Consider the following 20,690-nt stretch of genomic DNA (forward strand, 5'->3'; position numbering starts at 1 on the left):
TTGGAGCGTTACTCGGTAGCGGGCTTGGTGCCCTTGGCCGAGGCGGACTTGGCGGCCGCCGGCGGGGTATCCGCCGGATCGGTGGCTTGCGAAGCGGCGCTGACCTCGGTCACGTCGCCGTCATCGCGGCGGCGGCGCCAGTAGGTGGTCAGCACGATGGGCTCGCCTTGCGTGGCCAGGTAGCCGCCTTGGGGCTTGCGGACCTTGAGCGGCTCGCCATCGACGATGGCGGGTTTGAGGGTGACGGTCTGCATTCGGGATCCTTGATGTCAGTTTTCAGTGCCGGCGCCAGCCAGCGGAATGTCTGCCTGCAAGTCAGGCCGGTCGGTGGAGTAATCGGGCGGCTCGGCGAGCCATTTCTCGTGCTCTTCGCGGCTTGCGTGCGGGGCGATGTCCATGTCCAGATGAACGTGGCGCAGGTCGTCCAAGCCGTCCAGTTCCTCGGAGTCGTCCGGCAGCGCCATCGGCGTGCTTTCCACGGACACGCCAACCACGGTCAACCCGGCAGCCTCGAACACGTCGACGGGCTCCAGGTACTCGGCACGACGGATGTTCCAGCTCGCATCGCCGATGCGCCGGCCATGCAACGCCCGGATCACCAGCGTCAGGAGTTGATCCGCGCTGATGGACTGGCCATCGCCAAGGCGCGCCTGGGTATTGCCGCCCACATTGCGCACGACGATCCCGACGGTGAAAGCCAGTACGCCCATGTCATCCACGATTCGGTACACGCCCTCGGTGACGTACAGGGCAGGAGCGTCCACCAGGTAGCGCTGTAGCAGCTTGGCGTCATCCGGCACAGTGGGCAGGCTGCCCACCGTGCGCGTGGTCTTCTGGATGCCCGGGCGTGCCTTCAGGGCCGCGATCAGGGCCAGTTCATGCTTACCGAGCACCGCCACCTCCCTCCGCCGCCTGGATGGTCTGTACCGTCAGGCGGCCCATCGACCACAGGTCCTCACGATTGACGCCCAAGAACGACCGGGCGGGCATGCGGATCTTGTAAGCAGCAACCTCGTGCCAGCTTGTGCGGGCGCGCTTGTGGCTATCGCGGGCGAATACCGCCAGCTTGCGATTGCCAGGCTGGCGCACCAGGTTGCCGCGGGCGTCCGTACGCAGGCGAATGCGCGTGGAGTGCGCCGCCCGGCTGATATCGCCGCCTGCCTGGTGGATGCGTGCGTAGGCGACATTGCTGCCCCAGGCCGCATACGTATCGCCATAGACATTGGTGATGCTGCGTAGCAGGCGCCGGCTCTTGACGAGCGTCTGTCCACCGGACTTCTGGACCCGGCGGCTGGGCTTCCAGGCCGAGCCATCGGGGCCGCGCTGCCGCTCAAAACGCAGACGGGTCGAGGATTCGCCGTAGTTGGCGATCGCCTTGAAGATCGGCCGGGGCGAGCGGCCAAGCGCGGCCAGGCGAGACAAGGCGGCATCCAGCCCGCGCTGCCCCTCGTAGCGGATCGTGGCCTGCACCATCAGAGAAACCCTCCCGAGGAGCGGCGATCCCAGATGCGGCCGGCGGTGTACAGCTCGGCGCCGGCGCCGCCGGCAGGCTCAACGCCAGATTCTGCGTCCACGCCCAGCTTTACATCGCCCGAGGCCACGCCGATCAGGAATTTGATGTTGGCGTCATAGCGCTGCTTGACGGTCTCGGTGAACTGATCGTCGTAGAGGTAGTAGCGGGCCAACTCGCAGGCGATCCGGATCAGCACCTGCGGCACAGACGACAGCGGCAAGGTGTACCGCCCGGCGATGTAGCTATCGATCGTGTTGCGCGCATCGGTCAACGCACGGTCGACCTTTTCCATGGCCCGCGCGATCGCGGCGCGCTCCTCGGGCGTGAAGCCGCTCAGATCGCCACCGGCGGCCGCGATACGGAGCATCTCATCGGTGACCAGGCGCGGCACCATGCGATCGGCACGCTGGGAGATCTCGTCGGAGTCAAAGCGGATCAGCAGTTCGGTGGCAGTGGCGTAGGACATGGGAAAGACCGTAGAAATGCCGGGACTAGACCAAACCGGTTCCCGCTCTATCCAGCCCCGGCAGAGGTTGGGCGGTAGCGTCTGCAAGGCTCCCCCCATCCATCAGACGCAACAGATGGGGTTCAGCGCCCGTCGCATGAGGTGTCAGGTAGCGCCGGCCTGGCTGGCTTCGTCCGGCGCGCCGGGCAGGTCGATCAGCATCGTCACCAGTTGCGGCTCGGTGGTGAGCTGCTCGAACTGCTCATCGGTCAGCTCGGACAGCGGAATCACCGTCTCGCCGGCGAAGGCGCGGCCGGCACGACGAAAGCCGTCGGTCTTGGGAACGACCTTCAGGGCCTTGGCGCCGTCGGGCTTGACGACGGCAGGTTTTGCGGTGGCCTGGCGGCCTCGGGGTTTGGCGGTAGCCATGTGGGCAATCTCCGGTGAAGCGGGTTGGGTCAGGTGGTGCGGGCGGGGGTTGGTGGTCAGCCCAGGTACGGGCAGACCACGACCTTGGCGGTGCCGCGCATCACGTTGCTTGCGCCGTTGGCCAGGCGGTCAGCCTGGATGACTTCCAGCGCGGCTTGCTCCAGCGACGGCGGCACCCAGAGTTCGGCGGCGCGGATCACCAGCGGCTTGCCGTTGTCGGCCTTCTGGCTCTGCATCGAGGCGCGGGCATCGGAATACGCCTGCAGGTCGAGGCCTTCCTTGGACGCATAGGCCAGTTGCCACAGGCCATAGCCGACGTTGCTGCGGCCATCGGCACCCCAGACGAACTCGTTGCGGTTGAAGACGTTGTCGTCGGTCAGGCTCGTCTTGGCCTGGAAGGCGTAGGGCCGCCGACGCTGGTAGATGATCGGCTTGATCACCTTGGTCGTGTCCACCAGGAACCAGGCTGCGCCCGAGCCGCCTTGGAAGTTGCTCACGCTCACTTCCTTGCCGGGCATGCCGACAGGGTGATCCGTGTCGAAGAAGTACTGGCCGTCGAAGCAGCGCGTGGAGAAGCCCGCCTGCAGGAGTTCGAAGACGAGCTCGTCGGGGTGCGTCGCGGCGTCCTGGCCCAGTTGCTGGATGACGGGCTTGTACACGCCGTATTGGTCGTCCTCGATCTCGTCGCGGCCGACCGACACGGTGTTTTCCCAGGTCTTGTTCTTGATCGAGTAGTCCGATTGCTTCAGGTTCTGATAGACCCGTTCACCCAGCCACTCGCGGAACTTCGTGATGGAGCCCAGCCAAGCGTACTTCTCCGCGCTGGTGGTGCTGGGCACCATCATGGCCAGCTGGTTCCACATGGGAGCCGCGATGGTCAGGCCCGACTGGAAGGCCGCGTTGTAGGCCGTGTTGAGGATCGCCAGGTTGGCGTGATTGATGATCATGTTCGAAATCTCCGAATTCGAGGGACTGGTGGCCGATCAGGCGAAGTCGACCCAGACGCCGTCGGCGTCCACGTCGAACACCTTGCCGGCCACGCTGCGGGTGTTCGTGCCCGAGGTCTTGGCCACCGTCTGGTCGTCGACGATGTAGCAGTCGGTGCCGATGTCGGCCAGGGTGATGAGGTCGGCCGAAGCGCTGTTGGCGAAGCGGTGCGGGCCTTTGCGCAGCCGCACGCGGATCTCGCCCGCGGCGCCCGCGCTGTTGTCGGCGCGATCTTCGGCAACGCCAGCAGCCTTGAGGGTGGTCGAAGTCGATCCCGGCACGGCGTAGCCCGTGGCGGTGTTGATGCACACGATCGAGCCGCCAAAGATCTTGGTGGCAGCCGCCACGGGCGGTTCGATCTGGTGGCCGTCACGGCGCAGTGTGTTGCGATCCTGGGTCAGCGCGGTCATGGAAGTGTCCTGAAGGTGAGAAACGGGGGGGAAGCGGCGATCAGCCGTTGGCCAGGCCTTGGGCTTGCTTGCCGGCCTTGAACTGCTCGGGGGTCAGCCCCATGGCAGCGCAGACGGCGATCTCGGCCTGGCTCAGTTCGCCCGCCTCCTGACCCGGCTGCTTGCCATCGGTCTGGCGTTTGCCGGCCAGGACCGGGTTGGCGGGCGTGGCGGCAACCAGTGCCTTGAGCTGCGCCAGGTCGGCCTTGCCGATGTCGCGCCAGGTCTTCTCGACGACGTCGCTGGCCACCTTGCCCTCGGCCTTGGCCTGATTGAGGACCTGGTCGATCTCGACCTGGGCGTTCTGCGCTCGCAGGGCCGCAAGTTCAGTGTTCAGGTTGGCAACGGCCTCCACCGACACGTACTTGGCCGGGTCGGGTGCCGCCGCCTTGAGCGTTGCGATCTGGGCGTTCAGGCCAGCGATCTGGCTGGCTTGCGCGGCCTGGGACTTCAGGGCGGCCAGGGCGGACACGCCCTGTTCGGTGGTGGCGGTCTCGGGCAGGCCGAGGCCTTCGAGCAGGGCTTTGAGCAGAGGGTTCATGTCGTCCTCGGAGGTGGGGGGAAGGAATTGGCGCGCAAGCTGCGCGCTGAGGGCGGCCAGCTGAGCGCTGGTCAATCCGTCCAGGGCCGGACGGTTGGTGAGCGCAGCGCCAACAATGGCCAGCACATCACCGGTTTCGGGGTGATAGAGGAAGGTGGCGCTCTGGTAGCGGTACTCGTCGTCATCGAGCATCTGCTTGGCGCGTGCCGTCCACCGCACGTCCTGGGCGAAGAGCCCCTCGCCCGGGCGGAAAACGAACTTGGCGCCTGCCATCCACCCAGCCGCCGGCGCGGGCTGGCCGTTCTTGGCGGCCTGTTGCGTCTGGTGCTCGTAGTCGATCGGCAGATCGTTGACGCTCGCACGCGCCAGGGCGATGACCTTCTCCGCGATCTGCGCGTTCATGCGGTAGGTGCCCGACTTGGGCATTTCGCGCGCATCCTCGGCCGCCTGAGGCTTGAATTCGCCATCAGGCAACAGATGCAGCTCAGGGACGGCGCCATCGTCGCCCGTGCGCTTGATCTGCACGGCGAACGCGGCAAGGAGTGGAGTGGTGGATTTAGGCATGGGCGCCAGTCTGACGCCATGCCTTGGAACGCTCTATTAAACGGGTTTACCGCGTTTTCGGGTGCGCACCTGGTGCGGTCGGTGTAGCTGTTGCCTGCCCGCCGTCGTCAGCTATTGCAGCTTGGAGAGACCGGTGCGATCAAACGATGCGGGGTCGATCACTTCCATGGAAACTACGCCATTGCCCCCGGCAGTGCCGCGCGCTTTGCCGGTGAGGTCCACGACGACCTTCACCACGCGCTGCGAATCGGAGGGGGAGGTGCACAGCAGCACCGCGTGGTCGCCGTCCAGCCACGCCTCACCGACCTGGCGCAATAGCGTTGGCAGCTGCGTGACGAGCGCGGCGCTAGCGTCCGCGGCCTGGGCGGGCGCGCGTTGCCCCTGACCCAGCACGTTGCGAAGCCTGGTCATGTCGACATGAATCGTGCCGCGGGCGTCCGCGCCGCGCAGCTGGCCAGCCTCCCGCAATGCGTCGACCTGGTCACTGGAGAATGCGCCGACCACGCGCCGCTGACCGACCGCACGGCGTTCGCCGCGGGTGTAGCGTCCAACGAAGTCATCGAACTCGGCCTGCACCAACGGCGTCCATAGGTCGGCGCCGTCGGCCAACATGCGCGCCGCAGTGCGTGGCTCGGCCGCATCGGCCTTGTCCATCAGCGCCCGGGCAAGGTTTTCGCGCCGCAGACCTGGCCGATAGTTGAAGGCCGGATGCACACCCACCGGCACATCCAGGGTTTCGCCGGTGCGGGTGTTCGTGTATTCGACATACCGCTCAGGCGGCGCTTCGCTGACCTGCAGCCCCATCTGGCTCACCTGGCGCGCGGTCAGCTGCAGCACCCCGCATTTGCAGCCCCATTCCTTGACCGGCATGTGCGACCGCCACCAGGGATCGTCTGCACGCATAACCCGGCCTGCAAAGGCAGCGTGCGACAAGCGAGGATGCTCGCTCGAGCTGCGCAAGTACTGCAGGTAGGGAAACAGCTCGATATTGCGCTCGATCCGCTCGGACTGCCCCTCGGAATACGCGGTGGCCACGTTGGTGTCAAAGATCTTGCGCAACCTGGCATCGCTGCCAAGCTGGGCGTTCACCGTCTCGCCTGTGACGGGGTCGACCATCTCGCGCTTGCCCCACCAGCCCTTGTCCTGCAGCTGCGGGCCGAGCGTGCGCCGAAAGTCCTGAAACGTCGTGCCCTCAGCGATCGCCCGGTCGGTGGCGCCGCGGATGTCCTTTAGCACATCCAGCCGCATCGCCTTGGCCACCGTGAACGCGGCGGCGTGTTCCTGGGCAGGCATGTCCTGCCAGGAGAACGCCATCCGGTAGCCCTTCTGGCGAAAGAACTCGACAGCCTCTCGCGGTGGCAGCGGTTCCAGCTCGATGGCAGCCATGTCAGGTGCGTCCGCCGTTGGTCAGGTTGCCCCAGAGGCGGGCTGCCAGCGTGCCGCGGCTGAGCAGGTCCGCCAACGCCGTGGCGTCCATAGCGGCCAGGCGCTGCTCGACGGCCACCTGGAAGTCCTCGAATGACGTGCTGCTGTCCAGGGCTTCCTGGATCGCCTTCTGGACCGGGTCAGGCTTTCCCTGCCACTCATCGAGCATGGCATCCACCAGGCTGTCGATCGCGTCGGCCGCCGTGTTGCTCGGATCGCCCGGAGCAGCTTTCAACCGCGCCAACTGCGCAGGAGCGGATTGGCGTCGGCCCATCGCAGCCAACCCCGCTAGCCCGCCGGTGTCGTCGCCATTGCCAAACGACGGCGCAATCGGCTGCAGGATCGGATCCTTCTCCTCGGCCATCGGGATCTTGAGCTTGCTGTGCGCCCAGTCCGTTTTGATCCGCATGCCCATGTTCACCAGCTTGGGCAGCGAATCGGAGAGCAGCTTGATGTCCTCGGGCTGCTGTGTGTCCAGCACCAGGCGCGGGCAGCGGTGCAGCGACGTGCGGCCCCGGTTGACCGCCAGGATCGGGTACACCAGCTGGCGAGTCAGGGTGGTAGCGAGCTGGCGCGCGTCGGATTTCTTCAGATCGTGGCGCAGTTCGTTGTGCACCTTGCCCAGCGCCTGCGTGCCGTGCTCGCCCTCGCCGCTGGTGAGCGTGCCGCCTAGCACCGCCTTGCTGGTGCTGCGCTCCATCAGGCCGATCATGCTGTCAAACGGCGTGGACTCGCCCTTGGCGGCCTCTTTGAACTCGATCTTCATGCCCTCGGGCACGATGGCCGCGGCGTCGTGCCCGATGCCGATCACCGCGCGCAAGAGCGTCGCGCGCGCCTTGTCGTCCGAGGTATTGGGGTTGTACGTGCCCAGGCGCAGCGGCAGTCCGTAGATCTCTAGGAATTCGGCCAGGTCGCGCACGGCAAAATTCTTGAACAGCCACGGCCAGGCGAGCACGCGGAAAAGGCCGGTGCGGGCGATGTAGCCGCTGCGCGAGCGGTGCGTGTGCATGATCCAGCCGAACGGCCAGAGCGATTCCCCATCGGCGCTGTTGTCGCGCAGGCGCAGTTCGTTGCGATCCAGTCCTGGGGAGATGGGCGTGCGGAACCAGCCCTGCGGGCGAAACGTTGCCGTGACCGGCATGCGCGCCTTCTCGATCGTGTCCCATCCGAGTTCAATCGGTGAAAAGCCGTGACCGACCGCATCGGTCATGTCAAAAAGGATGTCCTCCATCTCCAGACCCTGCAGCACCTCGGTCACGAAGGCTGCTTCGTCTTGTTCCGCGCTGGTGGCATTCGCAGGCGGCTCGATCGACCAGTCGAGCTGGCTGACCGTCAAGCGGCGCGTCTGCATGACGCTGAAGAGGTGTGCGTCTTTTTCCTCCATGTCCGCGAACATCTCGTGCTGCGCCGTGATGTCGCCCGTCTCGGCCTGTTGCAGGGTCTGCGCCAGCTTGGGCGGCGTGAGGCCGCGCGTGGGGTGATTCTCCCATTCCGATTGAAGGTGCCCGAGCCGAGCGGTCTGCGGCTCCTCCAGTTGCGTGTTGGTGATCGGGCGGCCGAATTGATCAACGATTTGAGCCATGAATCTCTCTCTTTCGGGTCTCAGCCCAGACCTACGACGGTTCCCTGGCGCTCCAAAGCCCCAGAAAGCCGTTTGCAGGCGTTTATAAAGGCCCTTTGGCACGCCGCCGGGGTCAGCGTAGCCACCCACCCGGAAAAACGCCCCAAAACGCCGGAAATTTGAAGTGCTTCACGCCAGGCGCCATCGCCTGCCCATGGGGTGTCGTCATCGACCTCACCAGGAAGCGCATCCCAGCGGCTGGTTTGCCGTGGCACCGCCGTGTAGTCGATAGGCGCGGACAGGTTCATGGTGGCGAACCACAACAGCGCCAGCATCACCGCCGAGTCACCGTGACGGGTCAACTCCGGATCCTTCAGATCCTTGCGCCGCAGCTTCACAACCATGGGTATCCCCTCGACGTCCTCGATCGCACGAAGGTCGGCCGCCACGTTCGCATCGCGCGGCAAGTCGATCATCCCGTCTTCGAACCCCTGGATCAGCTTGGGCATCCAGGTGCCGTACCAGGCCCGGTTGAGCTTGATCTGGTGGACATGGTCGTGCCCGAACTTGTCGGCCGTGTACTCGGCCAAGGTTTCGCCCGAGCCAGTCGCGTCCATGGCGCCGCCGCAGCGACGCGGCAGCTTCTCGATGATGTGCCAGATGACCTGCTCTTGCTGACGGGTCGGAACCTTGTGCATTTCGACGACGAACACCACACGCCGGCGCAGGTTCGGCTCGATCTGACCAACGCCAAAGACCGAGAAGTCGCGGTGGCGTGCGAAGTCCTGGGCGAAAACGCTTTGCAGTTTCGGGTCGACCAGAGTCAGGGCTGGCTCGACCTCGCGCCGGATCCAGTCCTCCACAAAAGACCGGCGTTCGGCTTCGCTCTTGCGCACAAAGTCGTCGTCGAGCGCCAGGCGAACGACCGGCCGCTCTTCGCTCATGGCGTTTTCAATCCAAACACCTGGTAGGCTGACGCCGCTGCCGTCGCGCGGGATGGCATCGAGCTCCTCGCGCATGGCCGCCTTGCGCACACCATAGGCGTTGCGGATCTTGCTGTACCACTCTTTCTTGCCTTCGGCCGTGGCCGGCGTGCCCTTCATGAAACACACGCGCTCGTACAGGCCGTTGGTGACCGCATCGTCGAACGTGACCGTGACCACGGCTGCATCTGCACCATAGCGCCCGGCCTCGATGTCACGGCACAGCTGAGCGAACGGGTTGTTCTTGCCGTTGTGGGAACTGATGATCGTGATCTGGCCGCCCCAGATCAGGAGCGCGGTGGCCGCCTCCAGCACGCCCTGCACGTCCGGATGGAAAGCAGCCTCGTCGATGACGACGTGGCCCTGCAGGCCGCGGATGTTTGCCGGCCGGCTGGACAGGGCACACACCTGAAAGCCGCTAGCGAACCGGATGCGATAAGCGGTGATGTGCTTGGTCTTGCCGCCTTCGTCCTGGTCTTCGAAGAGGAACTCCTCGACGCCCGTGACGCCTTCGCCCTGGGCACGCGCGATCACTCGTGCGAACTTGGCGCAATAGCCGATCGCCTCCAGGCCCTTCTCTTTGGTGTCGCCGATGTAGTAGACGTTGTCGCCGCCTGCGGACTTGCGCGCCGCAGCTACCAGCGTCTTGTTCAGCATCGTGCCGAAGGTGATGCCCGTGCGCCGGCCCTTCGGAATGGCGATGATCGACGCCTTGAGCGCAGCGACCTGGCGCTGGTGCAGCATCAAGATGCCATCGGCCAGCGGGTTGAAGCTGTCGGAAATCGCTCGCACGCTGGCCGGCAGATCGTCCCATTCCAGGACGCGCAGGGTTGAGGCAAGGGGTTTGATGACGGCGGCCATCAGCGATCTCCTGCCGGTGGTGCGATCAGAGAGAGGACGCTCATGGTGCGTTGATCCCCAAGAAGTCGCGACGCCAGAAGTCGACCTGGTCGGCGCTCATGCCTTGGGCCTTGGCGACTTCCTGCAGCTTTGCATCCTGCTGCGCGAGCAGCGCACGCCGGGCCCGCTCTTCTGCCTCGGCCTGGAACTTCTTCAGGTTGACCGAGCTTCGCGCCAGCGTGGCGATGTTCTTGGCGGCCTTGCTCAGCAGCTCCACCCGCTTGCCGGAGTCCGTTTCTTCGTCAGCTTCCTGCAGCTCGATTATGGCTTCGAAGAGCTCCGTCTGTACCAGGGCCGTCAACGCTTCGCTGCGGGCGTCGATCTCATCGCCCGCATGCGCGCGAATGAGCTTGGCCGCTTCGGTGCTGGCCCTGATCGCCGCCAGGCGACGCTCCAGCTTCTGGCCGTAGCGCCCGATGGCACTGCGGCTGGGGAGCGACCCGGCATTGGCCTCGGCCGGAAAGCGCTCGCGCAGATCCTCGATCAGACTATCGAGGGTATGGCAACCGGTGGCTAGCTGCGCCTCGATATAGGTCTTGATCTCTGCCGGCAGGCGGTGAATGCTGCTTTTGCCAGCCATGATTCACCAGTACTTCACGGGCCGAGCAATGCCAGGCTCACAGTCGATCGTGTATTCGGCGACGTCCGTACCGTACCGCGTGAGATCGGCGAACCACTTGCCGTCCGGGCGCTTCTCCAGCTTGACCAGGTCGCGGTCCGACAGGTAGTCGAGCTCGCGGCGCAGTTCCAAGGGCGTGGCGTCCGGATACTCGGATTGCGCTACGGACAGAATCGGGCCTTCGAAAGCGCCGATCGGACGCGCATTGTTGAGGGTCAACAGGATCAGCCAGCGCAGCGATTCGCGGCGCGAGCGGGCCAGGTCAATTTGCATTTTGTTTTCCATCCAGTACTCCCCGCAGCTGCAGGTTTTCGATCTTCACGGCCAACCCATCCAGCTTGGCCTCAACAACGCTCTGGCCGCGGATGTAGTCCTCGCGGCGCACATACTGCAAGGCCATGTCACGCTGCATCTGCAGGAACTCGCGTTCGACACGCTGCCACTCGCCGGCTTCCAGCTTGGCCGACTCCTCGAGTTTTTCGAGGCGGTGCTGGACCTGCTCGTGGTTAGCCGATCGCGCATCTTCCTGCGCACGAAAGCGCAGGTCGATCTGTCGCAACATCTGCGCGAGCAGCAGCCTTCCGGCGCCTGCGCATGCTCCGAAAAATCCGATCAGCAGCGTAATGAGCTGCCAGACTTCCAATTCGATCTTCACCGATCCTTCCCCGGCTTGTTGATGTAGTCCACGGTGTCCACGTGCTTGCCTGCGCAGGTGCCGTACAGGCCGTACATCGCCTCCAAAGCGACGGCGGCCGCGGCGTCCGAATCATCGATCGGGCGCACGACCGGCTGGCACCGCGCGGCCAGTTCCGCTGGCAGCAAGACCGCCGGCCGCCAGGGCATCGGCTCGGTCTGCCGCGGCGCCGAGGATCCGCATGCTGTCAGCATCGAAACGGCACTGAACAGCACCAGTCGGACGAGATTTCGCAATCGCATTTTTGAGTTCCGCACTCGAGGTCTTGTTCTGCTGCTCCAACCCGTTCATGGCCGTGCGCACGTCTTTGTTCAGCACCATGCTGGCCACGACATCCGCGCGAAGCTTGCCCAGTCCATCTGCCAGCGCCTCGACCTGGCGGGCGTCATGAGCGGCCTGGGTTTCGAGAACGCCGCGCTCGTGGCCATTGACGGTGCCACGCCAGTAGCCCAGGCCGGCGGCCACCGCGCCCAGCGCGATCGCCCAGCCCACGATATTGATGTTCACTGACATACGCCTGGCCCCCAGGATGCGGCGACATAGGTCGGCTGATGGTGGTGGATGATGCGGTCGGGATAGGCCCGGTTCTCGCGCCAATTGGCCGCAGATCGGCCAGCATTGACAGTCTCGACCGATCCCCACCAGATGAGCGGATCGAGCCCCGCACCCGATGCTCGTTTCTGGTCACGCGAGATCCAGCCCAGTCCACCGTTGTAGGCGGACAATGTCATCGCCATGCGCTCGCAGTCGTCACGGGCGCGGATGCGGTCGTAGAGGTAACGGTCGTAGGTCACCAGGGCGCGCAGGGCCCAGGACGGATTGAAAGGGGCATGCGGAGCCAGCGCGGGATATAGCCCCGCGATCCAGCTGGAAGTGGCCGGCATGAACTGGGCCATGCCTTGCGCTCCTACGGCAGAGACCGCACCGGGCCGCCAGGCGCTTTCCTGATGGACCTGGGCGGCGAACGTCGCGACCGGTGCGTCCATGCCCCAGACGACACGGGCGTTGCGTACGAGCTCCGAGCGGTACTGCTGGGCTGCACGCGGCACGTCGGCCGCCGGTGCTGGCAGCGCCGTGCAACTGGCCACGAGCAGGACGACTAGGTGTCGGCCGAATCGGATGATCTGCTGGTGCATCACAGCCCCAGCGCGACAGCCAGAATGACCGCGGCGGCGATCACCGTACGGCGGATCGTGGCCACCATGAAGGGGATCTCGTAGCCATCGGCGATCGGGTGGTCAACGCGGTGCGAGCCGATGCATGCGCCGCAGCGCCAATCACGCACCAGATAGCCGTCAGGCCTTGCATAGGGGAACAGTGCGCGGTCGATCCAATAGGAGCCGACGGCCGCCAGGCTAATCAAGCTCAGCTTATAGATGGCGACAGGGACTTGCTGGGGGGAAACGATGCCGATCACGATGATCAGCACCGCGGCGACGATGAGCCAAGTGGTCAGGCGCGGCAGGCGGCGACGCAGGGGAACAGTGGGGTATACGGTACGGACCAAGGCAGCACTCCAGAGCAAGAAAAAGGGCGGCGAGCAGAATGAACCTGCATCGTGCCGCCCGCGTGTCTGAAGCGCTATTAAATGGATTTACTGCGAGTCACCGGATTGGGATCTGTCCTTGCCCTTACCGCCGAAAAGTTCAGTTCAACCCTTCAATCAATGCCTCACAGCGTTGGTAGGCGGCGCCAGCGTGAAAGCTGGTAGATGCTAAATACGTAACCCGATCGGATAAGCGGTCCGCCGCGGCATCTGGTGTTAGCGATTTAATCTGCCATCCTAATGCCGCACGAAATTGTGAGACTGCTGCGATGCAGATGACATAAGGGTTGGGCGTCTTCGACTTATCAGTGAATAGTCTTTTTGCGCGATCTTCCAGTTCCGTGACGGGTTGAATCTGCGATTCAAAGTAAGACTTTTGACGACCGGCGTTAGCCAGCATCTCAACTTTTATCTTTGAGAAATCATCAAGCCAATTATTGGCCGCCTCTCGAGATGGTGCTGCATGAGCATTGAAGGCAAAAGCAAGAGAGAGAACCACTGGCAGCAACCGTTTCATTGAATCGACCTTAGTTGATGAGAGTTGACCTTGACATTGTTAGTGTCGGACTTTTTTAAAGCCAACCATGGTCACGTGCAAGACGACCTGCAACGTCACAGGAGTTGACTCATTGTGAAGACATATCTGGCCGATCAGTGGAGCTCCAGCATGAAACTCCTGGTGCGTGTTACTGCCGCTGTATCGACGCCCCGCTTGCTTGCGCTGTTCGTTCACGACTTCTTCTTCCTCGATAGAGTAGAGACAACCTTCCCGATGACAGGAGCGCCCGCGTGAAACTCTTGATGCGTAGTCGGCCCCAAATACTTCCGCGCCCCGTGGGACCTTGATCGACTGGCCCCCGCGATGGCCGACGCGCCTAGCGCGGTCGCGGCCGCCATTCGTCGGATCGCCTCTTTTCCATCATGGGAACTGGCCTCGTAGTCCGCAATCAAGGTGCGATGCTCCGCAGGTACGGCTGGCGCAGGTGTAAATGAGCGGCTTCCCGTTAGGACGAACAAGACGTCGACGCCCGCATGCGCCGCTGCTGCGAGATATGCCGCGTCAGGAAGTCGATCACCGCTCTCGTAGAGCATCTGCGTCTTCTTTGTGACCCCCCCGATCTCGCCGAAGTCGGTTTGGTTCATGCCAAGGCGCTGGCGCTCCTCCCTCAAGCGGCCTCCAATAGAAACCGTTTGAACCATCTGATCCTCTCTTGACAGGGAACCGAATGGTTCCCATAATTCACCCTCAAGAACCTACCCAGTTCCCGACCCTTAAAACCACACCCCGCGAGGATAGCAGACGCCATGCATCGTGAAATGATCAAGGCCGAGATCCGCATGAAAGGCACCACGCCTACTGCGCTGGCCGCCAAGCTGAAGGTCACTCCCAATACGGTCTTCGAAGTCATCGCTGGCCGCACCCGGTCGGCGCGCATCGAAGGAGCCATCTCCAATCTGATCGGTAAACCCGTATCCGCAATTTGGCCGGACCACGCCCAAGCCAAGGGCATCAATCGTCGTCTGAAGCCCGCCGCCCCGCGCAGGGTGGCCGCATGAGCAAGGAAACCATCAACAGCGCACAACGCGTCTTGCGTGTCATGAAGGCTCTGCGTGGCCGGCGCCTGAATGGCATCTCCAACCAGGAACTGGCCGCGTTGACGGGCGAATCTCCCACGAACGTCACGCGCGCGCTTGCCACGCTGATGGCCGAGGACTTCGCGGTGAAGTTCGACAACGGTCTGTACGCACCTGGCATCGCGTTGCTGCAGATCGCCCAGGCCCATGCCGAAGAGTGCGCGCGGATGACCGCCCGCATCGCCGAGACCAACCAGCGCATCGCCGCCGGGGCCCAACTGTGACCCAGGCCCCGCCTGTCGATCACCACATGACCGTCGATATCTATATCGCGGGCAGGTCGGACTATCGCGTGCGCGTGAACCGCATCCCGACGGCCGAAGCCGATGTGGCGTTCGAGGTGGCCCGCAATGTGTTGCGCGAGCTGCTCAAGCACGCCGGCCGCCCCCATGCCCTGCGCATGGAGCTGGTCGACGTCCAACCCATTCACGAATCCCCGACAAAAGGATAGTCACCATGGCACGTCCGAAGAATTCCCCCGCCGCCGCGCCTGACACCGCCAAGCCCGCCGCCGACGTCGAGGCAGCGCTGGTTCTGGCTGCCGAGCGCTCTGCCTTGATCCTCAAGCAGTTCGGTGACGGCTTGCCGTTTGACCTGCCGCGCTACGAACACGTCATCCGCACCCACCTGGCGCGTAGCGCCGATGAAATGCTCGCGGCCGGCCGCGCGCTGCTGGTTGTGCGCGAGCATGTGCCCCATGGCGAGTGGACTGAAGCCCTGGGCCGGCTTGGTCTGGACGACTCCGTCGCACGCCGCATGACACAGGCCGCCCTGAAGTTCTCAAACCGTGCGACGTCGCACGATTTGGTTGCCGCTGCCGGTAACAAATCGAAACTCTTTGAGCTTCTCGTTCTTGACGACGAGGAGGTCGCTGAACTGAACGATGGCGGCACGGTTGCGGGCATCACGCTCGACGATGTCGCCGCCATGTCCGTGTCGGACCTTCGCAAGGCGCTGCGAGAAGCCCGCGCTGATGCCGAAGCCAACGACAAACTGCTCTCGGAGAAAAACGACCAGATCGACACGCTCAAGAAAGAGCGCGACGCCGCCACTCGACGCATCAAGGCGGAGAAGCCCGATGAGCAGCTGGTAGGCCTGCACACCGAAGTCGAAGCCGAACTGGTCGGCCTGGAGGCTTCAATCGGAGGCAAGCTCCGCGAAGGGCTGGAGAAGCTGTGCGAGGCATATGTCGCGCACGGTCAGGGCGATGCGCAACGCACGCGCCTCATCGCGGCCAGCCTGCGCGCCATCCAGCAGCAGATCGGCGACCTCTTTACCGAGTTCAGCTTGCCCCAGGACGACGGCGACGCAATGCCGGCCTGGGCCCAGGACGAGTAAGGAGGCGACGATGGGAGCCCCCGCCAATGCTGTCATCGCGGAAGAGCTGGCCGACGTTGCCCGTGCCTGGCGCGTTGCGCCGCACGGGCGTAAGGGCGAGATCCTGGCCGGCGCTGCTGCGCGGCTGCAGATGTCACAGGCCCGGCTGTACCGCCTGCTCGGCGACCTGGTCACCAGACCGACTCGCAAGCGCCGGTCGGACGCGGGCAAGACCGCGCTGCCCGTGCAGGAGGCGCAGATGATCGCGGCCGTGCTGCTCGAACACATGCGCAAGCAGGGCAAGATGCTCAAGAGCGTCGAGGCCGCAGTGGAGGTGCTGCGCGCCAACAACATGATCGAAGCGCTGCGCATCAACCCGGCGACGGGCGAAGTTTCTCCCCTGTCGATCTCCACCATCCGTAAGGCGCTGCGCAACTATCGACTGCACCCGAAGCAGCTGCTCGCACCGGCGCCGGCGATGAGCCTGCGCAGCCTGCACCCGAACCATGTATGGCAGATCGACGCCTCGCGCTGCGTCCTGTTTTACCTGCCACGCGCGTCGAAAGGCGACAACGGGCTGCGCATCATGGATCACACCGACTTTTACAAGAACAAGCCGGCCAACGTCATCAAGGTCATCAACGAATCGCTGTGGCGCTACGTGGTCACCGACCACACCAGCGGTTGGAACTATTCCACGTACGTGACGGGCGGTGAGAACGCGACCAACCTGGTCGACGTGCTTATCGACGCCATGCATCGCCGAGAGGGTGAGGCCATGTTCGGCGTTCCTCTCATGGTGATGCTCGACCCGGGATCGGCCAACACCAGCGCCATCTTCAAAAACCTGTGCAAGGCTTTGCGGATCCATGTCCAGATCAACAAGCCAAAGAACCCGCGCGCGAAGGGTCAGGTCGAAAAGGGTCAGGATCTCACTGAGCGCGATTTCGAGTCCACCCTGCGACTGCTGCCGGCAGACAAGGTCGACAGCCTGGAGAAGATCAATGCGCTGGTGGCGCGCTGGCGCCGCTACTTCAACGGCACCCGGATCCACACGCGCACGGGGCGCACCCGCGACTCCGCCTGGCTGCACATCACGCCCGAGCAGTTGGTGACGCCGCCGGCTGCGGAGCTGCTGCGGTCACTCGCGCTCAGCGCGCCCGAATCGCGTGTGGTTTCCACCCACTTGCGCATCAGCTACCGCGGTTCCGACTACGACGTGTCGTCGGTGCCTGGCGTGTGCGTTGGCGAGAAGCTGCAGGTCTGCGAGAACCCCTGGGCCCAGGATACCGTCCAGGTCGTCATGAGCGACGACGAGGGCCACGAGGCCTACCAGGTCGTGCAACGCGTCACCTACGACCAATTCGGAATGGTCGCCGATGCACCCGTGATCGGGGAGAGCTATGCCCGTCACGCCGACACGCCCGCGCAGACCAACGCCAAGGCTCTGGAGTTGATGGCCACGGGGGCCTCGACCGAAACCGAAGCCAAGGCGGCGCGCAAGGCGGGCACCGTCGCCTTCGGTGGGCAGATCGACCCCTTCGCCCACATCGACCAGGCGCTGGAGCATGTACCCGCCACCATGCCGCGTCGCGGCCGGGATCACGACTTGGTCGCGCCGACGGTGCAACTGCCCCCGCTGTCGCACATCCAGGCCGCCAAGCAGCTCAAGCAGCTGTTCGCCGACTGGTCCCCCGATTACTACGCCCGCCTGCAGGCCCTCTATCCGGACGGCGTCCCGGCTGACGCCATTGACGCGGTTGCTCAAGCGTTGCGCGCAGCCATGGCGCCTGCCCCCACCCAATCCCCGATCGTGCAGATCGTGCGCGCCGCATAGGAAGGATCAATGAAACAAGTCCTGAAACTCAAGCAGATCATGACCGACCTCGCACTGTCGCAGAGCCAGTTGGCGGCTCACGTCAGCTTGAGCCCGGCCACGATCGCGCAGCTGATCAACCATTCCTACTGGCCCCGTGCGGCCAAGCAGTACGGGCTGCGCGACAACATCACCGAATTTTTGAAGCGCAACGGCGCGACCGAGGAACAGATCGCCGTTGCCTTTGAAAAAGAAACGCCACCGCAGGTCAGTGCGGTGGCGCCCGAACAACAGCATTCCCCCGTGAATGAGGACGAACACATGTCAATTCGCAAGCAGATTCTACACCCTCAGACCCTGCGCCATTTCAAGCTGACGGGCAATCCCTTCGACGAAGTCGCCAGCAGCGATGAGTTCTATGCCAACGAGCAGCTGCGCTACACGCGTGCCCAGCTTCTGGATGCCTGCAAACGCGGCGGCTTTGTCGCGGTGGTGGGCGAATCGGGCTCGGGCAAGACCACGCTGCGCCGCGACCTGCAGGAGCGCGTGCAGCGCGCGGACATGCCCATCCAGATCATCCGCCCCTACGTGGTGGGCATGGAGGCCGACGACGTCAAGGGCAAGACGCTCAAGGCAGGCGCGATCCTGGACGCCATCATGGCCACGATCGCACCTCATGAGCCCTTGCGGTCGAGCAGCGATGCCCGGTACCGCCAGCTGGAGAATCGCCTCAAGGAAAGCCACCGCACCGGCACGCGCCACGTCGTCCTAATCGAAGAGGCGCACGCCATGCCCAAGGCCACGCTGCGCCACCTGAAGCGCTTCGTCGAGCTCGAGGACGGGTTCTCGCGCCTCTTGAGCGTCATCCTGCTCGGGCAGAACGAGCTCGCCGAAAAGCTCGACCCCCGCGACCCGTCGGTACGCGAAGTGGTCCAGCGCTGCGAGATCATCACGTTGCCGCCGCTGGGCGAGCACCTGGAGGACTACCTGCGGTTCCGGCTCAAGCGGTTCGGTGTGGACCTTGCCAAGATCGTGACCGCCGATGGCCTGCAAGCGCTGCGCGAGCGCTTGTCGCCGCCAGTGCCGCGTGGGCACATCGAGCGCTCGTTCCTGTATCCCCTGGCGGTGCACAACCTGCTCACCGCCGCGATGAACCTGGCTGCAGAAAACGGTGCCCCGGCGGTGAGTGCCGACATCGTCATGGAGACGAAATGGAACTGATCGACAACACCACGGCGCCGAGGGTCTACACCCCGGTGCGCGTTGCGCAGATGGCGGTGGCCAACGCCGCCGTCCGCGCACTGCGTGCGCTGGGCCTGCGCGTGATCGACGAGGACCTGTTCCCAGACGATGCCGGTACTTCCATCCTGTTGGTCGACCTGTGCGGAATGCCTATCGACTACTTGCGCAGCCTGTGCGAGGCCTCGACGCGCCAGGCCGATGGTCGCATCACCGCTCTGTTTCAGGGCGTGCGCCTGGCAATACACCAAGACGAGGTGCGTCATGACGGTTGAATTCATGGCGGGCCCGCCCTTGGCCAACCCAGCGGCCTTTGATTCGGTCGACGAACTGCGAAATGCGCTGCACGGCGCCAACAAGGACCTGGTCAACCTGTTCTTCGAGCACTGCTCGTTGCGCAGTTCTTTCGCCGAGCTGAGCCGGCTTCTCAGCGACATCATGAGCGCCCAACTCGGCAACGACGATGACGCGCTGCGCAAACACATCGCTGCTGCGGTTGAGCGTACGCGATTCGCGCTGACCGACAAACCGGCAACGAGGCACTGACATGGCCCGCGCTCGCGCCTTGATGGTCTTTCAGGTGTCGGTCGCAGGCATGCGGCTGCGCGTTCGACTGCTGCCGAGTGTGGCCGACGTCGACGCGGAGTATCGCGGGGGCCGCAGGCGTAGCGATCGCAAGGTCGTTCACGGCTATTTCCAAGCAGCTGCCCCGGGAGCCCGCGTGATCGGCACAGTCGCCGTTCCGCTTGCTGGCACCAACTTGCGCGAGATCGTGCCGCACGAGGTGTCCCATGCCGTCATCCATCACCTGCAGGGCGTGAGTGCGCGTGACGATGAGGCCGCTGCCAGCGCCATCGGGCTGTTGTGCGCGGCCATTTTTTCCAGGATCGAGGCGTTCGCCGCCTTTCAGGAGACCCCATGAGCAAATCTGACGATGTCGCCGTTGAGGCGCTCATCCGTATCAAGGTCGTGTTGCGCCGCCACCAGGCGCCGGCCAGCACGGTCAGCAAGCACGACGCCATCATGCAGATCTCGGCCATCGTGGACGAGGCCGCGGCCGAGATCGCCGACTCCATCGCCTCGCCCAATATGAAGGAAGCATCATGACCAGCACCACCGCCAACCGCCCCGACATCCCGCCGGGGTTTCGCCTCAAGGCGGACGGTTCGTACGTCCCCGAAGCCCTGGTATCCGATATCGACAAGCTGCGCGACCAAACCATCGAGACGCTCATCGACCAGGCCAAGATCATCAGCACGTTGCTGGCGGATTTCAAGGTCCGCGCGTTTCGCGATATCGAGGCCTTTGTCGAGACGAGCGTTGAGCAGTACGGCGTGAAGTCGCGTAGCGTCAAAGGCAACCAGACGCTGACCTCGTTCAGCGGACGCTACATGATCCGGCTGCAGATCCAGGATCGCCTGGTGTTCGACGAGCGCCTGCATGCGGCCAAGGCCCTGATCGACGAATGCATCACGTCCTGGTCGGAAAACTCGCGTGACGAGATCAAGGTGCTGGTGAACGACGCTTTCCGGGTCGACAAGGCGGGCCAGATCAACACTGCTCGCGTGTTGGGCCTGCGCCGGCACGCCATCAAGGACGAACGCTGGCAGCGCGCCATGGCCGCGATCAGCGACAGCGTGAGCGTGGCCAACAGCAAGCCCTACGTGCGCTTCTATGAGCGGCGTGAAGGCTCGGACGAGTACACGCCGATCTGCTTGGACATCGCGGCGGTTTGACCATGACGATGGCCAGAAATCTGCTCTCGATCGCGCAGTGCGTGGGCTGCGGATGTACCGACAACGAGGCCTGCTGCGACACCAAGGGCACCGATGTGTGCTACTGGCTGCGGGTCGACCGCACCATCGGCAAAGGTGTCTGCAGTGGGTGCGCGGAGTATTTACAGGCCTGGGATGCCGGCAAATACGACAAACGCACCCGCATCGGTCCGATCGATGTATGACCCCGCCGCTCCACACCCCAAGCGATAAGGGGCCGCGCACGGCTAAATGCGCGGGACGTCCCAGCCT

The 20,690-nt window shown here is 64.3% G+C and carries 32 protein-coding genes; 13 read left to right on the forward strand and 19 right to left on the reverse strand.

Going from position 1 to position 20,690, the window contains the following annotated elements:
- Positions 1-8: 8 nt before the first annotated feature.
- From K2W61_RS22640 to K2W61_RS22725, 19 genes are all read right to left on the reverse strand, one after another.
- On the reverse strand, positions 9-254 hold the full coding sequence (locus K2W61_RS22640) for a DUF2635 domain-containing protein (protein WP_236756597.1): 246 nt from the start codon (positions 252-254) through the stop codon (positions 9-11).
- Positions 255-269: 15 nt separating this feature from the next.
- Positions 270-893 carry a DUF1834 family protein gene (locus tag K2W61_RS22645; RefSeq protein WP_236756598.1) on the reverse strand — a complete coding sequence of 208 codons (624 nt, stop codon included), beginning with the start codon at positions 891-893 and terminating at the stop codon, positions 270-272.
- Positions 883-1,473 carry a phage virion morphogenesis protein gene (locus K2W61_RS22650; RefSeq protein WP_236756599.1) on the reverse strand — a complete coding sequence of 197 codons (591 nt, stop codon included), beginning with the start codon at positions 1,471-1,473 and terminating at the stop codon, positions 883-885. The genes K2W61_RS22645 and K2W61_RS22650 overlap by 11 nt, the downstream gene beginning before the upstream one ends.
- Positions 1,473-1,979 (reverse strand): gp436 family protein, encoded by a 507-nt coding sequence (locus K2W61_RS22655; protein ID WP_236756600.1) that lies wholly within the window; start codon positions 1,977-1,979, stop codon positions 1,473-1,475. The genes K2W61_RS22650 and K2W61_RS22655 overlap by 1 nt, the downstream gene beginning before the upstream one ends.
- A 144-nt stretch (positions 1,980-2,123) precedes the next feature.
- On the reverse strand, positions 2,124-2,387 hold the full coding sequence (locus tag K2W61_RS22660; protein WP_054485808.1) for an HI1506-related protein: 264 nt from the start codon (positions 2,385-2,387) through the stop codon (positions 2,124-2,126).
- 56 nt (positions 2,388-2,443) lie between these two features.
- Positions 2,444-3,334, reverse strand: coding sequence for a Mu-like prophage major head subunit gpT family protein (locus tag K2W61_RS22665; protein ID WP_033454029.1), 891 nt, complete (start codon positions 3,332-3,334; stop codon positions 2,444-2,446).
- 36 nt (positions 3,335-3,370) lie between these two features.
- Positions 3,371-3,784 carry a hypothetical protein gene (locus tag K2W61_RS22670; RefSeq protein WP_236756601.1) on the reverse strand — a complete coding sequence of 138 codons (414 nt, stop codon included), beginning with the start codon at positions 3,782-3,784 and terminating at the stop codon, positions 3,371-3,373.
- A gap of 40 nt (positions 3,785-3,824) precedes the next feature.
- Entirely contained in the window at positions 3,825-4,928 is a 1,104-nt protein-coding gene (locus K2W61_RS22675) for a phage protease (protein ID WP_236756602.1), read from the reverse strand.
- Positions 4,929-5,039: 111 nt separating this feature from the next.
- Complete coding sequence (locus K2W61_RS22680; protein WP_236756603.1) at positions 5,040-6,314, reverse strand: phage head morphogenesis protein; 1,275 nt, start codon at positions 6,312-6,314, stop codon at positions 5,040-5,042.
- A 1-nt stretch (position 6,315) separates the two neighbouring features.
- Positions 6,316-7,935, reverse strand: a complete 1,620-nt coding sequence (locus K2W61_RS22685) for a DUF935 domain-containing protein (protein ID WP_236756604.1) — start codon at positions 7,933-7,935, stop codon at positions 6,316-6,318.
- A 20-nt stretch (positions 7,936-7,955) separates the two neighbouring features.
- A complete protein-coding gene (locus K2W61_RS22690; protein WP_236756605.1) occupies positions 7,956-9,758 on the reverse strand; it encodes a hypothetical protein in 1,803 nt (600 codons plus the stop codon).
- 40 nt (positions 9,759-9,798) lie between these two features.
- On the reverse strand, positions 9,799-10,377 hold the full coding sequence (locus tag K2W61_RS22695) for a DUF3486 family protein (protein ID WP_033454020.1): 579 nt from the start codon (positions 10,375-10,377) through the stop codon (positions 9,799-9,801).
- Between the two features lie 3 nt (positions 10,378-10,380).
- On the reverse strand, positions 10,381-10,689 hold the full coding sequence (locus K2W61_RS22700) for a hypothetical protein (RefSeq protein WP_033454018.1): 309 nt from the start codon (positions 10,687-10,689) through the stop codon (positions 10,381-10,383).
- Complete coding sequence (locus K2W61_RS22705; protein WP_236756606.1) at positions 10,679-11,071, reverse strand: hypothetical protein; 393 nt, start codon at positions 11,069-11,071, stop codon at positions 10,679-10,681. The genes K2W61_RS22700 and K2W61_RS22705 overlap by 11 nt, the downstream gene beginning before the upstream one ends.
- On the reverse strand, positions 11,068-11,199 hold the full coding sequence (locus K2W61_RS27760) for a hypothetical protein (protein WP_272909338.1): 132 nt from the start codon (positions 11,197-11,199) through the stop codon (positions 11,068-11,070). The genes K2W61_RS22705 and K2W61_RS27760 overlap by 4 nt, the downstream gene beginning before the upstream one ends.
- Complete coding sequence (locus K2W61_RS22710) at positions 11,183-11,617, reverse strand: hypothetical protein (protein ID WP_236756607.1); 435 nt, start codon at positions 11,615-11,617, stop codon at positions 11,183-11,185. Before K2W61_RS22710 ends, K2W61_RS27760 begins: the two co-directional genes overlap by 17 nt.
- Positions 11,614-12,246: a transglycosylase SLT domain-containing protein gene (locus K2W61_RS22715; RefSeq protein ID WP_236756608.1), complete on the reverse strand. Its 633-nt coding sequence runs from the start codon at positions 12,244-12,246 to the stop codon at positions 11,614-11,616. Before K2W61_RS22715 ends, K2W61_RS22710 begins: the two co-directional genes overlap by 4 nt.
- On the reverse strand, positions 12,246-12,617 hold the full coding sequence (locus K2W61_RS22720; protein WP_236756609.1) for a putative holin: 372 nt from the start codon (positions 12,615-12,617) through the stop codon (positions 12,246-12,248). Before K2W61_RS22720 ends, K2W61_RS22715 begins: the two co-directional genes overlap by 1 nt.
- A 139-nt stretch (positions 12,618-12,756) precedes the next feature.
- Positions 12,757-13,173, reverse strand: a complete 417-nt coding sequence (locus K2W61_RS22725; protein WP_236756610.1) for a hypothetical protein — start codon at positions 13,171-13,173, stop codon at positions 12,757-12,759.
- A gap of 150 nt (positions 13,174-13,323) precedes the next feature.
- On the opposite strand from K2W61_RS22725, the gene K2W61_RS27765 reads away from it, so the two are divergent.
- From K2W61_RS27765 to K2W61_RS22790, 13 genes are all read left to right on the forward strand, one after another.
- A complete protein-coding gene (locus K2W61_RS27765; RefSeq protein WP_272909566.1) occupies positions 13,324-13,449 on the forward strand; it encodes a hypothetical protein in 126 nt (41 codons plus the stop codon).
- A gap of 512 nt (positions 13,450-13,961) precedes the next feature.
- Positions 13,962-14,213: a helix-turn-helix domain-containing protein gene (locus tag K2W61_RS22735; RefSeq protein WP_236756611.1), complete on the forward strand. Its 252-nt coding sequence runs from the start codon at positions 13,962-13,964 to the stop codon at positions 14,211-14,213.
- Positions 14,210-14,515: a helix-turn-helix domain-containing protein gene (locus K2W61_RS22740; RefSeq protein WP_033454010.1), complete on the forward strand. Its 306-nt coding sequence runs from the start codon at positions 14,210-14,212 to the stop codon at positions 14,513-14,515. The genes K2W61_RS22735 and K2W61_RS22740 overlap by 4 nt, the downstream gene beginning before the upstream one ends.
- Before the next feature lie 26 nt (positions 14,516-14,541).
- Entirely contained in the window at positions 14,542-14,742 is a 201-nt protein-coding gene (locus K2W61_RS22745; RefSeq protein ID WP_236756612.1) for a hypothetical protein, read from the forward strand.
- Positions 14,743-14,747: 5 nt separating this feature from the next.
- Positions 14,748-15,629 (forward strand): DUF3102 domain-containing protein, encoded by an 882-nt coding sequence (locus K2W61_RS22750; RefSeq protein ID WP_236756613.1) that lies wholly within the window; start codon positions 14,748-14,750, stop codon positions 15,627-15,629.
- Between the two features lie 10 nt (positions 15,630-15,639).
- A complete protein-coding gene (locus K2W61_RS22755; protein WP_236756614.1) occupies positions 15,640-17,445 on the forward strand; it encodes a DDE-type integrase/transposase/recombinase in 1,806 nt (601 codons plus the stop codon).
- Positions 17,446-17,454: 9 nt separating this feature from the next.
- Positions 17,455-18,645: an ExeA family protein gene (locus K2W61_RS22760; protein WP_236756615.1), complete on the forward strand. Its 1,191-nt coding sequence runs from the start codon at positions 17,455-17,457 to the stop codon at positions 18,643-18,645.
- Positions 18,636-18,938, forward strand: coding sequence for a hypothetical protein (locus K2W61_RS22765; RefSeq protein ID WP_236756616.1), 303 nt, complete (start codon positions 18,636-18,638; stop codon positions 18,936-18,938). The genes K2W61_RS22760 and K2W61_RS22765 overlap by 10 nt, the downstream gene beginning before the upstream one ends.
- Complete coding sequence (locus tag K2W61_RS22770) at positions 18,928-19,209, forward strand: hypothetical protein (protein WP_236756617.1); 282 nt, start codon at positions 18,928-18,930, stop codon at positions 19,207-19,209. Before K2W61_RS22765 ends, K2W61_RS22770 begins: the two co-directional genes overlap by 11 nt.
- Position 19,210: 1 nt before the next feature.
- Positions 19,211-19,585, forward strand: a complete 375-nt coding sequence (locus tag K2W61_RS22775; RefSeq protein WP_033453994.1) for a hypothetical protein — start codon at positions 19,211-19,213, stop codon at positions 19,583-19,585.
- The gene (locus tag K2W61_RS22780; RefSeq protein ID WP_236756618.1) at positions 19,582-19,770 is read left to right on the forward strand and encodes a hypothetical protein; all 189 of its coding nucleotides are present in this window, start codon (positions 19,582-19,584) and stop codon (positions 19,768-19,770) included. Before K2W61_RS22775 ends, K2W61_RS22780 begins: the two co-directional genes overlap by 4 nt.
- Positions 19,767-20,399 (forward strand): DUF3164 family protein, encoded by a 633-nt coding sequence (locus K2W61_RS22785; RefSeq protein ID WP_236756619.1) that lies wholly within the window; start codon positions 19,767-19,769, stop codon positions 20,397-20,399. The genes K2W61_RS22780 and K2W61_RS22785 overlap by 4 nt, the downstream gene beginning before the upstream one ends.
- Positions 20,400-20,401: 2 nt before the next feature.
- On the forward strand, positions 20,402-20,623 hold the full coding sequence (locus tag K2W61_RS22790) for a hypothetical protein (RefSeq protein ID WP_236756620.1): 222 nt from the start codon (positions 20,402-20,404) through the stop codon (positions 20,621-20,623).
- Positions 20,624-20,690: the final 67 nt, after the last annotated feature.

The sequence above is a fragment of the Achromobacter pulmonis genome, from assembly GCF_021733725.1.
GTDB classification, from domain to species: domain Bacteria; phylum Pseudomonadota; class Gammaproteobacteria; order Burkholderiales; family Burkholderiaceae_B; genus Achromobacter; species Achromobacter pulmonis.

Bases quoted from the DNA above. Each gene is read 5' to 3' on its own strand.
- K2W61_RS22640 (WP_236756597.1), bottom strand. From the start codon at position 254: ATGCAGACCGTCACCCTCAAACCCGCCATCGTCGATGGCGAGCCGCTC.
- K2W61_RS22650 (WP_236756599.1), bottom strand. From the start codon at position 1,473: ATGGTGCAGGCCACGATCCGCTACGAGGGGCAGCGCGGGCTGGATGCC.
- K2W61_RS22655 (WP_236756600.1), bottom strand. From the start codon at position 1,979: ATGTCCTACGCCACTGCCACCGAACTGCTGATCCGCTTTGACTCCGAC.
- K2W61_RS22660 (WP_054485808.1), bottom strand. From the start codon at position 2,387: ATGGCTACCGCCAAACCCCGAGGCCGCCAGGCCACCGCAAAACCTGCC.
- K2W61_RS22665 (WP_033454029.1), bottom strand. From the start codon at position 3,334: ATGATCATCAATCACGCCAACCTGGCGATCCTCAACACGGCCTACAAC.
- K2W61_RS22670 (WP_236756601.1), bottom strand. From the start codon at position 3,784: ATGACCGCGCTGACCCAGGATCGCAACACACTGCGCCGTGACGGCCAC.
- K2W61_RS22675 (WP_236756602.1), bottom strand. From the start codon at position 4,928: ATGCCTAAATCCACCACTCCACTCCTTGCCGCGTTCGCCGTGCAGATC.
- K2W61_RS22680 (WP_236756603.1), bottom strand. From the start codon at position 6,314: ATGGCTGCCATCGAGCTGGAACCGCTGCCACCGCGAGAGGCTGTCGAG.
- K2W61_RS22685 (WP_236756604.1), bottom strand. From the start codon at position 7,935: ATGGCTCAAATCGTTGATCAATTCGGCCGCCCGATCACCAACACGCAA.
- K2W61_RS22690 (WP_236756605.1), bottom strand. From the start codon at position 9,758: ATGGCCGCCGTCATCAAACCCCTTGCCTCAACCCTGCGCGTCCTGGAA.
- K2W61_RS22695 (WP_033454020.1), bottom strand. From the start codon at position 10,377: ATGGCTGGCAAAAGCAGCATTCACCGCCTGCCGGCAGAGATCAAGACC.
- K2W61_RS22700 (WP_033454018.1), bottom strand. From the start codon at position 10,689: ATGCAAATTGACCTGGCCCGCTCGCGCCGCGAATCGCTGCGCTGGCTG.
- K2W61_RS22715 (WP_236756608.1), bottom strand. From the start codon at position 12,246: ATGCACCAGCAGATCATCCGATTCGGCCGACACCTAGTCGTCCTGCTC.
- K2W61_RS22725 (WP_236756610.1), bottom strand. From the start codon at position 13,173: ATGAAACGGTTGCTGCCAGTGGTTCTCTCTCTTGCTTTTGCCTTCAAT.
- K2W61_RS27765 (WP_272909566.1), top strand. From the start codon at position 13,324: ATGAAACTCCTGGTGCGTGTTACTGCCGCTGTATCGACGCCCCGCTTG.
- K2W61_RS22735 (WP_236756611.1), top strand. From the start codon at position 13,962: ATGCATCGTGAAATGATCAAGGCCGAGATCCGCATGAAAGGCACCACG.
- K2W61_RS22740 (WP_033454010.1), top strand. From the start codon at position 14,210: ATGAGCAAGGAAACCATCAACAGCGCACAACGCGTCTTGCGTGTCATG.
- K2W61_RS22745 (WP_236756612.1), top strand. From the start codon at position 14,542: ATGACCGTCGATATCTATATCGCGGGCAGGTCGGACTATCGCGTGCGC.
- K2W61_RS22750 (WP_236756613.1), top strand. From the start codon at position 14,748: ATGGCACGTCCGAAGAATTCCCCCGCCGCCGCGCCTGACACCGCCAAG.
- K2W61_RS22755 (WP_236756614.1), top strand. From the start codon at position 15,640: ATGGGAGCCCCCGCCAATGCTGTCATCGCGGAAGAGCTGGCCGACGTT.
- K2W61_RS22760 (WP_236756615.1), top strand. From the start codon at position 17,455: ATGAAACAAGTCCTGAAACTCAAGCAGATCATGACCGACCTCGCACTG.
- K2W61_RS22765 (WP_236756616.1), top strand. From the start codon at position 18,636: ATGGAACTGATCGACAACACCACGGCGCCGAGGGTCTACACCCCGGTG.
- K2W61_RS22770 (WP_236756617.1), top strand. From the start codon at position 18,928: ATGACGGTTGAATTCATGGCGGGCCCGCCCTTGGCCAACCCAGCGGCC.
- K2W61_RS22775 (WP_033453994.1), top strand. From the start codon at position 19,211: ATGGCCCGCGCTCGCGCCTTGATGGTCTTTCAGGTGTCGGTCGCAGGC.
- K2W61_RS22780 (WP_236756618.1), top strand. From the start codon at position 19,582: ATGAGCAAATCTGACGATGTCGCCGTTGAGGCGCTCATCCGTATCAAG.
- K2W61_RS22785 (WP_236756619.1), top strand. From the start codon at position 19,767: ATGACCAGCACCACCGCCAACCGCCCCGACATCCCGCCGGGGTTTCGC.
- K2W61_RS22790 (WP_236756620.1), top strand. From the start codon at position 20,402: ATGACGATGGCCAGAAATCTGCTCTCGATCGCGCAGTGCGTGGGCTGC.